A 10,685-nucleotide genomic window follows, 5' to 3' on the forward strand; every position below is an offset into this window, starting at 1 on the left:
TGGCGCAAACTCAACGGAGAAAACCAGTTGCCCAAGGTCATCCAGGGCATTACTTTCCGGGACGGCGTCGAGGTGATCGAGACGCCAGCACAGAACGCCGCCTGATCACCGCCATCACCCAAAATCCATCATAGCTCGATGCGCTTTGATGCGGTCGCGTTCTATGGTCGGCGCGCCGTTGCTGGCGCGACGGATCGTCGAACCGCTGAACTTTTCGTGCCGGGTTTGATGAACCTGTCGCGGGCTAACCTGATCCCGGAACCATGGACAAACGAGCGTCCGGTCCGATTGGTGACGGCAAGAACGATTCTATTCGCCGGCATGGCGATAGCGTTGAAAGACCGCGCCACTGCATTCACTTCGTTCCGGAGTCTGGTGCCTCATGTGTGGCACCGTGATTTCAGTCCTCTCGTAGCCGATCTGAGCATAGGTCTCGATTACAATCAGTCTCACGATTAACTGTTATCGTGAGACGACCAGCCTCGCTTTGTCTCAAGTTAAATGACGCAAAGTCGCGTTACCAGGAAAATCTCAGCTTTAAGCGTAGCCCGACACCAGCTGTCGAGATCGCGCAGCAGGACCGGTCGACGGCCCATGACGAACAACCGGGAAAACGCATTGCTCAGGACGGCGATCGTCGATCGTGCCTGTCCGGAGCCGGCCACGACGGTGAGGGTTTCGGATGGGGGTGAAGATTTCATGGCGACCTCCCCGTTCACACGAAACGCCGTTTGCGGTCACGCGGAACCGCCGGACGAAGCGGCCCGACCAGCCAGCGTCGCAGGATCCGCATGGTCGCCACGATATTGACTGCGTATTCCGACGAAGCCGGCCATGCATTCCGATATGATGCCGGCCACCCATTCCGAAACGAAGCCGGCCACCGTTCCGATATGAAGGCGGCCACCTGAGCGTCGTTCGGTTAGGTCACGTGTTAATGATCGCCTCGTCCTTTCCTGGGGTCAAGCTTGCATGGTGGCGGTGGCCGGATTTTTCTTTTTGCGGAGGCTCTCGCCGGTCAGTCCGATCCGGTAGGCGTTGTGGACCAGTCGATCGAGGATGGCGTCGGCGATGGTGGGATCGCCGATGATTTCGTACCACTGATCGACCGGCACCTGGCTGGTGATGATGATGGATCGGCGGTCGTGGCGATCCTCGACGATTTCGAGCAGGTCACGGCGCTGATCCGCGTTCAATGTCTCCGGTCCCCAATCGTCGAGGATGAGTAGATCGACCCGCGCGATCTGGCGGAGCGTTGCTGCGTAACGGCCATCGCCGCGCGCCAGAGCCAATGTGGCAAACAGGCGCGGGACACGATGATAGGCGGTGGACAAATCCTCGCGGCATGCCTTCTGGCCGAGGGCACAGGCGATCCAGCTTTTGCCAACGCCGCAGGGACCGGTGATAAGCAGATTATGCTTGGCACGGATCCATTCGCATCCGGCAAGTTTGAGGAACATCGCACGATCCAGACCACGTGCGGCCCGATAATCGACATCTTCGACGCTGGCCTCTTGGCGCAGCTTGGCGAGGCGTGCGCGTCGCTCAAAACGCTTCTGCCGCCGCAGCGTTGTCTCGTGGTCGAGCAGTAACGCCAGCCACGCGGCGTGGTCGAGGGTGGCGACATCGGGATGCGCCGCGAGATCCTTGAATCCCTTTGCCATGCCATGCAGGCCAAGGTCGTGCAGTTGATCGAGGGTTGGATGCGTCAACATGAGTTTTCCTTTCAATGAAAATAGCCGGAACCACGGAGATTGCCGTGGGTAATGACCGCCTGGGGCTCGCCCGGCGCGGCGGTTGAGCGATCGAGCTTGTTGGTCACGATCGAGGCGAGACTTTTGTAGGTGAACGCACCGATCGCGACCGCGCGGTCGGCCACGGCTTCGGCGCGGCCAGGTTCGAGGTCCTTGAACAATCGGAGAATCCCAAGGCAGGTCCGGAACCCCTGTTCCGGGTGCGGTCGGCTGGCGAGTATGGCTGTGACCAGCCCTTCGGTGTTCGGGCCGATCGAGGTGCCCCAGCGACGGAACCGTTCCGGCGTCCATTCGGCGTAACGCCGGTGCGCGCTCGGCATGTGTTCGATGTCGGTGCCATGCTTGCTGCCGCCGTATCGCCGCTGATGAACCGCGATGCGCTTGCCTTGATGAAATATCTCGATGCCGCGCTCGGTCGCGCGGGTATCGACCTGCTGGCGGATCAGCTCATGCGGCACCGAGTAGAAAAAGCCGCAGACTTCAACGTGATAATCGAGTGCCACCCGGGCCAGGCCCCACTCGGCGAATTCGTATTCGGGTGCCGGTAACGTTGCGAGCGCGGGACGCTCGATCGTCTCGAACAGATGCCGGCGACTGACGCCAATGCGGCGCATGACATAGTCGTTGATCCGATCGACCATACCGGCGATCGCCTGGTTGGCTTCGGCCAGCGAGAAAAAAGTCTGGCGCCTGAGCCGGCCCAGAATGTAGCTCTGTGCAAAGCGGACGCCTGACTCGACTTTGGCTTTATCTCGCGGACGGTACGGGCGTGCCGGCAGCACGCCAACCCCATAATGCGATGCCATCCGACCGTAGCTGCGGTTGATCTCCGGGTCGTAGAACGATGGTTTGTTGACGCCCGACTTCAGATTATCCGGCACGATCAGCCGCGGAACACCGCCGAATGCCCTGAACATACGGACATGCGCGCCAATCCAGTCCGGCAGCGACTGGCTCCAACTCGCCTCCGCGTAGGTAAAGCTCGACGCGCCCAGCACGCCGACGAAAATCTCCGCTTGGCGGACTTCACCGCTCGCCCCGTCGACAATGCCAATCCGCTTGCCCGAGTAATCGACGAAGACCTTGTCACCAGCACGATGATCCTGACGCATCACCGGCGACAGCCGCGCCTCGAATTCCCGAAACAACTCACAAAACCGGCTGTATCCAAACCCAGCCGGATGCTGCTCACGGTACTCCTCCCAGAGCACCTGCAGATTGACCCCTGGGCGCTTCAATTCGCAGACCAGTTCGCCCCATACCGGCTCCGCCCGGCGCCGAACCCCCTGCTTGTAGCCGCTGCGAGCAAACAGCCGCTCTTCGATCGCCGCATCGGTCAACTCGGCCGACACCGGCCACGCCAACCCCGCCTCCTGTGCACGCTTCAGGTTATCCTGGATCGTACTGCGCGCTACGCCGAGTATCCGCCCGATCTCGCGGGCACTGATGCCGTCGCCGGCAAGCCGTAACATCTGTCGTATCTGCCGCATCGTCAGCTCTCTCTTTGCCGGCATCCAATCCTCCTCGTGGTTGATCACGAGAAGGCAGATGCCCGAGTTGCTGACCCAGCCGAATAACGCTCAGATTCTCACAATGGTGGCCGGAATGAAATCGGAATGCCGGCCGGCTTCAAATCGGAACGGGCGCCGGCTTCACGTCGGAATAGGTGGCCGGCATCAATCGGAATCCGCAATATTGACCCCGAACCAGCCGATCACGCCGAAGAAGACGATGCCGACGAGCGCGATCACCAGCGTGGTGAATGACCAGTAGAGCAGAAAGATCAGGGCCGGGACCAAAGCCCAGGCATCTATAATGAACAGCCGCAGCGGCTTCATCGTGTCACGCCACATCACCGAACTCCTTTTTGAAATAGAACGCGGTTTCTTCGGAGATACGCCCCTGGGCGAGCGCGAGGTCGGTTGCGACCGAGAAACTCTGGCCCTGGGTCCGCAGCGCCTCGCGGCAAATCAGCGGCCAGTCATCGGGCGAGGCGCTGACCAGCCGATGGTTCAGGGGCTTATCGAAGACGAGGAACTCCCGCAGCGCGGTGCGTTTGCCATCCACCGAGGGAACCAGACGTTGATTGATGATCAGTCGCAGCGACTGACCCAGCTGGACGGCGACCGCATTGCGTTCATTGTCCGGGCACAGGCTGACCGCGATCTGGGTGGTCTCCTCGACCGACCCCGCGTGAATGGTGCCATAGATCGCGGTGCCCGAGATCGCCATCTGTGACATCACCACCATGGTTTCGGCATCACGGATCTCACCGAGCACGGCGACCTTGGGGTTGCGCCGCTTGGCGTTGCGGGCGCCCGCGGCAAAACTGGGGACGTCGCGCGGGATTTCGGTTTGGCTGATCAATGCGGACGCACCGCGCACATCGTCATAGACGAACTCGATCGGCGAGGCGTATTCGAGGATCGAGAGATTGGCGTCGGGGTCGAGCAGCATGGCGCGGATCATTGCGGCCAACAGGGTCGATTTACCGTTCTCGGTGCCGCCGCTGACGATGACCACCCCTTTGCTGACCCGAGAAGCGGCGAGGATTTCGGGTTCGAGGGCGAGGCTGGATAGGTCGGGGGCTCGTTCGGGCAGGACACGGGCGACGATCGAGACCGTGACGACACCATGGGTCTCGCAACCGGTCGCATTGACCCGAAACCGGATCGAACGATTCCGCTCTGGTCGCGCCTTGAAGCTGACATCGAAATCCATGCCCTGTTTGAGCCGGGCCATGCCATCCGCGCCGTAAAACAGGTTGGTGGCGGTTTCGACCTCGGGGATGGTGAGATCGCGCGGGGTCGCCGGCCGCAACCGACCGTAGCGCTGGACAAACGCCGGCGCGAAAGGTTGCAACCTGATATCCGAGACGTTGCGATCGGCCTCCCAGACCATGAAGCGGTTCCAGTCCGCCTCGTACATCCGCGGTGGCATCGGCTCGAATACGAGATCCGTGTCGAGCGCGTGCTTCACCGAAAGCGCGTCTGGCGGGGCTTCGGAAGCAGGAACGATCCGAAGCTCGTGACGGTTGGGTCCAACCATGATGATCCCCTTTGGCGATGGTTTCGATGAGGCGTCCTGCCTCTGCGGTGGACTGCAGGATGAAGCGATGTTCAAGGAGATCATCCGGCGCAAGAACTCCCTTCCCATGCCCCGGTTCGGCATAGATCAAGTCAACGGGAGGACCGGCACTGTCGTCCCAAGGGACGGACCGCAACTCTGGAACAGAGGATGGCGGGCAGGATGCCGTATCATGGGTTTTCATTGTGGATCTCCTTGTATGAGTACGCCGACCACCTGGATCGGGAGGGAGTCGAGGCGGTGACGCAAAATCGATGAGATCGGAATTCCTCTCATGACTTCGATTTCCGGGGACGACGGGGAATGATGGGGGCGGTGGTCTCAGCAACGACGCGACGGAACACGTCCGGGCTGATCACGCCGGCGTTGCGTGCAACACTGGCGCAGGCAGCAAAGCTCTCGCCTTCCTCCTCGAAACTCTTCAGGAAAGGCAGCAACCAGCCGCTTGGCGCAGTCTGAAGCAGGGCTTCGCGGAGCGTAGGGCCAACGATCAGGTATTCCTGAAGCGCCGAGATCGATCCTTGCTGGTTGCGGACCATCTTCTGCGAAATGATCGTGCGCAGGGTCAGCGCGAGTTCGGGCAGGCCAGGGGCGTAATCCTCCCCCTGCCCCCGGCTCAGCAGCGCCAGAACCCGCGCCACCGTATTCATCACGCCACTGGCGTTGACGCCCACGAACACCCGCTTGCCCTCCGCCGCGAGCGCCAGCGCGATTTCCATCGTCGCGGGATCCCGGCATGCACCGATCGCCACAACGTCCGCGCCAATCGAAGTCGCCTGCACCATCGCCCGGTTCAGAGGTTCGCCTGGCGGTGTCTCGATCTGCAGGATCGAGGATTTTTCCCATTCGATCGGCCGGATTTCCTGGGTGAACGAATAATCCGTCAACCCGTAGATGACGGCTCGGTGCTCGACGGTGCGATCTTCGACAACCCAACGGACAAGGGCTGCGATCAGACCCGTCGCATCGCTGTCGATGCCGCCGCTGACCAGCACAAGACCACTCCGGGGCAAATGATCCCGCAGTTCCCGATCGAGTTCATAGAAATGAATGTCAGGCAGAACATTGGGCAGGAAACGCAGGACGATCTCATGGCCGCGGAGTTCCGATGCGTCATGGATCTCGGTCTCGGTGACCTCATAGCGCAGATACTCCCTGTCCTTCAGATGCACCCGGCCGATCTTGTGCCAGTGCCGATGGGGGCTGGCTGGTTGGGTGTGATCGCCGAACAGGAATTTCCGGAGACCCTTCAGATCGTGGGGGGTGAGCAGGTGGTGCGTCGTCGTGCAAAACTCCCAGTCGATCTTCGCGACGACCGGTCGCTGGTCGCCAAAGAGCAATTCGCTGACACCTTCCTGCACGGCACGGCGGAGAAACTCCTGCACCGCAACAGGTCGATCGAAATTGTCGGACGGATCGATCAGGATGGGGCGGTGGAATTTCCGATAGTCATCAATCGGACGATTGTCTGGACCTCTGCTGACCATGAGCACACTCTCCTCAGCGTGCCGGTGGCTGGCCGATCGGCCGGTCACGCGGGACATCGACCGAACGCCAGTTCGCGGCGGCGGGATCGAGGCCTGGCAGATTGGTGATCCGGATGACGTCGTTGCCGATCAGCATGCGGTTGCGCCCACCGGAGACCGCCTGGTGATGAAAGACCAGATCGGGGGATTCCACGAGGCCGGCGCGCAGGAGCACCTGGTAGCGGACCATCCCGATATAGTTGTTCTCGAGACGGCTCAGATCGTCGAGGAAGATCTGGGCGCCCTGGGCCTCGCCCAGCGCCCAGCCTTCGGCCACCCATTTGTGCCAGTATTCGACTTCCAGGCGCGAGCGCGGCCGGATCGCGCTCGGCGGGGGTGTCGGCTTCGCCCACGTTCGGACCAGATAGGTGCGCCAGTTGGGCGGCGCGGAGGCAAGCTGTGCCTGCTGGGTGATCTCGTAGACCTGATCGGTCTGCTTGGCGATCTGACCGCCGGGCGCGAGCGCAAAGGCCATTTGCGCCTCGGTGACGACCGGTGGACGCAACAGGGTTTGCCCATTGCTCACATTGACCATCAGCTTCCCGAAATCGAACGTGCGATCGAGATCGGCTTGATAATTCACCAACATCAGATTGATGGCATAACTTTCCGCAGCCAGACCGCCCTGAGCACCGTAGCTGAGTGCATTCTGCCGGAGTGCCTCGCGTCGCATCGGCGAGATCGTCTTGTGCTTACCCGTCAGTGGCCGGAGTGCCTGGAGTTCATTGAGGGAAGGTGGAGCCTCTCCTCCCGTCAGGATACCGGTGATCCGCGCCCCGGCGACCGGATTGTTGAGCGGATTGGCGTTGTCGCGCAGGCTCCGCGCGATCGTGGCGGGACTGTCCGAAATGCCGATCTGGGGAAACGGCGCTTGTGCTGTGTAAGCCGCCGGTGCCAGCAACAGGGCGACCGGCAGCACGGCCATGGGTAGAACGCGACTCATCGATAGTCTCCTCGGGAATTGTACAATTCGGGTGGCAAGGGGTCGGTGATGCCGAGACGGAAAAGCAACGCGCGCCGGCGCGCGCCGGAGACAAGATCGGACAGAAAATCACTCATCGGATCGGTGATCTGGATCATCCGAACCGGCAGACGAAGCCGGGGTGGCGAGCGGCGGGGGGGACCGGAGCCGACGATATCTTCGCGCCATGACACCCTCCTCACGGCTTGCCGGACGCGGCGGCCGCTGCATCAGGTCGCGGATACCGCACGTCGATCGTCTGTTTGGCGGGAATAACGGTGACCGTTGCGCGTGACCCGGCCTCGATGCCGAGCGTGCGGATCACCGTCGAGACGGGGATCTGGTCGGCATGCACCAAGACCAGAACCGGGGCGACACCTTTCGGATGATGGATCACCACATGGTAGTTGATCAGTCTGCCGAGCGCGTGGACCGCGGGCCCGAGACTGCCCTCGTAATTCCACCGGATCCGTTGTTCGAGTTCGCCGGGCAGAGCCTTTGGCAATCGTGCCGAGGCCAGTGTCATCGGCGGCTCACCCTCGAGTTGGTCGACGGCCTGATCGGTTCGCAAAATTGCGCTGTTGAGCGCCGTCTGGAGGTTCGGCATGCCAGGTATCACGACATTGGCCGCGACTCTCGGGACTGGGACAGTCGCGCAACCGGCAAGCAGGGCCGCCGCGAGCAGACCTGAAGCGACAGCCGAATGGTGAAAAACGCGCATGGTGGTCTCCCTTCGAAGTCCACGGTGCGAAACCGTATCGCCAGTGCGAACTGTTTTTTTGAGCGATCACGCCATTGGGATGAAGAGAACGACGATTACCCCAGAACCGAAGCCACCATAGGCAAACGGCACAAAAAATGGGGGGGCACAACGCCTGGAGCTGACTGAATGCGTGCACTGCCAAGATGGGCCTACCTCCCATCAGAAACTTGACAGTGTTTATGACCTTCTTCAACGTCGGTCATGCTTTGAACAGCTCCGTCTTGATGGCGGATCCCGACGATGCAAGCCGAGGAAGATGCAATGCCGCAGGAGCAGGTCTCGATCACAACCAAAGACCGGCATTGCCCGACGTTCGTGCTGACGCCCGAGGGTAACGGCCCTTGGCCCACCGTAATCTTCTATATGGACGGGCTCGGGATGCGACCGGCCCTGGTCGAGATGGCGGGACGCCTGGCGGAAGAGGGCTATATCGTTCTGCTTCCGGACACGTTCTATCGCTTTGGGGCTTATGCGCCGTTGGATCCTAAAGAGGTTTTCGCGGGTGATTTTCGAGCGATCGTCGGGCCGATGATGGCGACGACTGACAACCACAAGGCGGCTACGGACACAGAAGTTTTCATCGCGTATCTGGACAGTCGGAAGGATGTGAAGGGTTCGAATATCGGCACGGTCGGCTTCTGCATGGGCGGTGGGATGGCGCTGACCACGGCTGGTGCTTTCCCCGACCGGATTGCGGCGGCCGCGAGCTACCACGGTGGCAATCTCGCGACGGACGCGCAGACGAGCCTGCATCTCCTTGTCCCACGGATCAAGGCCGAGGTCTATGTCGCCGGCGCCGATAATGACAGCAGCTACTCACCCGAGATGGCTGAGCGGCTGGAGCTGGCGTTGAGCCACGCCGGCGTGACGAATCGCTGCGAAATCTATCCCGGCGCGGCTCATGGCTGGATGATGCCGGATTTCCCGGTATTCGATCAAGTAGCGGCCGAACGTGGCTGGACGGAGATGCTCAGTCTATTTCAGCGTAAGCTATGACAGAAATCCGCTCTGGCATGCGTCGAGGAGGATCTCGGTGTGTCTGATCGGAGTCACTTCATCTCTGATTGGCTTCTGTCGTTCGCCCATGCCGACGCTGACAATTCCTGTTATGACGATGGCGGATTTTATATCGTTAGCTAAAAGCATGGAAATGAGATGAAATATTTTTAATTGTTTGAACGGACCCTCACGCAAGGTTTATAAAAAATGTGTATCACAGTATAAAATCTATTGACGTAAATGCGTAAAAATGTATTAATGTAAATTTTTAATATGTTTTAGCGAGATTCGTTAGCCAATTTCACATATTGTCCTTTGTAAGAAGGTGGAATGATTGTTATGTATACCTAACCGGCCAAACGCGGATGGAGAACTCAGTTGGGACAAAAAATCGTTTCAGAAAGCGTGTCACCTAATGAACCAACCTTCGGCGCCAAAATTAGACGTGTCGCTGATAGGCTGGATCATCATATTGGCACTCGCCTTGCAGCGCGCCGTAAAGAATTAACTATATCGGCGCGTGATCTTGCTCGCTCACTAGATATGCACGAAGAGCAGATTCTTGCCTACGAATCTGGTAAAAGGCATATCGAGCCGACAATACTTTACGGTCTTGCGCAAAAATTACTGATATCGATCGGATATTTTTATGCGAGCGACGTAAACGAAGAACGTCGAGATAGTAAGGCAATATCTGCGAGCGCGATTGATTCATTTAACTTGGATGTAGAAGGGGATGTTAACGGAAACAACAACGATATTGCAATGGCTTTGTCAATGTTAATTGAATTGTTTGAGAATGTATCGCCTGAGAGTCTTAAATCAGCTATTGTTGAATTTTCCAGAAGTCGCGAGAGGAAAGACCTTTATACACAATCCAAAAGAAAAAGCCGAATACCAAGAAGCGATGATCACAAACCGCGATAGCGAATGCATGGTTTTATATTGTAAAAAAGTGGGTTTTCTGGTTGTCAGCAGTTTTGGCGAACCCGTCTACCGCGGTGTCCGCGGCGGGTGTCACAAGACCGAACGGATAGAACCGATCGCTGCCCTGCAGCTTCAAGGACACCGCGGCATCGACGCCACGGGCACGGTGGGCATCGGTCAGCGCTGCTAGCGTCGCAATCGCGGCGGTGCGCTCGGCATCCGCAGCACATAAGTTCAGGAATCCGAACTCCGCCGGCTTCGCCTCGTCCGCCTGCCGCCGCAGACGGCGGGCTTGGGCGTTTACCTTCTGCGCGTGGAGACACGACTCAATCGCCCTTACGAAGGCCTGGTCGCTCATCCGACGCAGCGTCACCCGAAACGCCACCGCGTCTGTGGCATTCAACTTCGCAATCCGCCCCCGCGTCTCGGTCTCGGCCACATCGATCAGGTCGAACGGCAGGATTTCGAGTCCATACCGCTCCGACAGTTGATCTGCCTTCATGATATCCGGCTCCACCGCAATCAACGCGTCTAGTGCATTGACGCTTTCATAAGATTCACATTTTTGGCAGGACATGCGAATCGTGTGGCATGGCCCAAACTGTCAATGTCATCGTCCCTGTGGGAGATCGCGAGCGACTGCTCGCCATTATCGGCGACCGCAATCG

At 59.5% G+C, this 10,685-nt stretch carries 13 protein-coding genes; 3 read left to right on the forward strand and 10 right to left on the reverse strand.

Translation table 11 applies throughout. From position 1 onward, the window contains the following. The first annotated feature begins 138 nt into the window (after window positions 1-138). Complete coding sequence (locus AruPA_RS20615; RefSeq protein ID WP_265638621.1) at window positions 139-459, forward strand: hypothetical protein; 321 nt, start codon at window positions 139-141, stop codon at window positions 457-459. Window positions 460-497: 38 nt separating this feature from the next. Here AruPA_RS20615 and AruPA_RS20620 read toward each other — a convergent pair whose 3' ends face one another. From AruPA_RS20620 to AruPA_RS20660, 9 genes are all read right to left on the reverse strand, one after another. Next, a complete protein-coding gene (locus tag AruPA_RS20620; RefSeq protein ID WP_265638622.1) occupies window positions 498-701 on the reverse strand; it encodes a hypothetical protein in 204 nt (67 codons plus the stop codon). 261 nt (window positions 702-962) lie between these two features. Further along, window positions 963-1,715 carry an IS21-like element helper ATPase IstB gene (gene istB, locus AruPA_RS20625; RefSeq protein ID WP_265638623.1) on the reverse strand — a complete coding sequence of 251 codons (753 nt, stop codon included), beginning with the start codon at window positions 1,713-1,715 and terminating at the stop codon, window positions 963-965. An 11-nt stretch (window positions 1,716-1,726) separates the two neighbouring features. Then, window positions 1,727-3,244: an IS21 family transposase gene (gene istA / locus AruPA_RS20630; protein ID WP_408859099.1), complete on the reverse strand. Its 1,518-nt coding sequence runs from the start codon at window positions 3,242-3,244 to the stop codon at window positions 1,727-1,729. 186 nt (window positions 3,245-3,430) lie between these two features. Further along, window positions 3,431-3,607 (reverse strand): IcmT/TraK family protein, encoded by a 177-nt coding sequence (gene icmT / locus AruPA_RS20635; protein WP_265638625.1) that lies wholly within the window; start codon window positions 3,605-3,607, stop codon window positions 3,431-3,433. Then, window positions 3,597-4,802 (reverse strand): type IV pilus twitching motility protein PilT, encoded by a 1,206-nt coding sequence (locus AruPA_RS20640; RefSeq protein ID WP_265638626.1) that lies wholly within the window; start codon window positions 4,800-4,802, stop codon window positions 3,597-3,599. The genes icmT and AruPA_RS20640 overlap by 11 nt, the downstream gene beginning before the upstream one ends. A 311-nt stretch (window positions 4,803-5,113) precedes the next feature. After that, window positions 5,114-6,328, reverse strand: coding sequence for a hypothetical protein (locus AruPA_RS20645; RefSeq protein WP_265638627.1), 1,215 nt, complete (start codon window positions 6,326-6,328; stop codon window positions 5,114-5,116). 13 nt (window positions 6,329-6,341) lie between these two features. Then, the gene (locus tag AruPA_RS20650; protein WP_265638628.1) at window positions 6,342-7,310 is read right to left on the reverse strand and encodes a type IV secretory system conjugative DNA transfer family protein; all 969 of its coding nucleotides are present in this window, start codon (window positions 7,308-7,310) and stop codon (window positions 6,342-6,344) included. Further along, window positions 7,307-7,447: a hypothetical protein gene (locus AruPA_RS20655; protein WP_265638629.1), complete on the reverse strand. Its 141-nt coding sequence runs from the start codon at window positions 7,445-7,447 to the stop codon at window positions 7,307-7,309. Before AruPA_RS20655 ends, AruPA_RS20650 begins: the two co-directional genes overlap by 4 nt. Before the next feature lie 80 nt (window positions 7,448-7,527). Continuing rightward, window positions 7,528-7,935: a DotD/TraH family lipoprotein gene (locus AruPA_RS20660; RefSeq protein WP_265638630.1), complete on the reverse strand. Its 408-nt coding sequence runs from the start codon at window positions 7,933-7,935 to the stop codon at window positions 7,528-7,530. Window positions 7,936-8,331: 396 nt separating this feature from the next. Between AruPA_RS20660 and AruPA_RS20665 the strand changes: the two genes are divergently transcribed. Both AruPA_RS20665 and AruPA_RS20670 read left to right on the forward strand, forming a co-directional pair. Continuing rightward, window positions 8,332-9,087 carry a dienelactone hydrolase family protein gene (locus AruPA_RS20665; protein WP_265638631.1) on the forward strand — a complete coding sequence of 252 codons (756 nt, stop codon included), beginning with the start codon at window positions 8,332-8,334 and terminating at the stop codon, window positions 9,085-9,087. A 381-nt stretch (window positions 9,088-9,468) separates the two neighbouring features. After that, window positions 9,469-10,017, forward strand: a complete 549-nt coding sequence (locus AruPA_RS20670; RefSeq protein ID WP_265638632.1) for a helix-turn-helix domain-containing protein — start codon at window positions 9,469-9,471, stop codon at window positions 10,015-10,017. Window positions 10,018-10,030: 13 nt separating this feature from the next. Here AruPA_RS20670 and AruPA_RS20675 read toward each other — a convergent pair whose 3' ends face one another. Beyond that, complete coding sequence (locus AruPA_RS20675; RefSeq protein ID WP_265638634.1) at window positions 10,031-10,519, reverse strand: hypothetical protein; 489 nt, start codon at window positions 10,517-10,519, stop codon at window positions 10,031-10,033. Window positions 10,520-10,685: the final 166 nt, after the last annotated feature.

It is taken from the genome of Acidiphilium sp. PA, from assembly GCF_026191915.1.
GTDB lineage: Bacteria > Pseudomonadota > Alphaproteobacteria > Acetobacterales > Acetobacteraceae > Acidiphilium.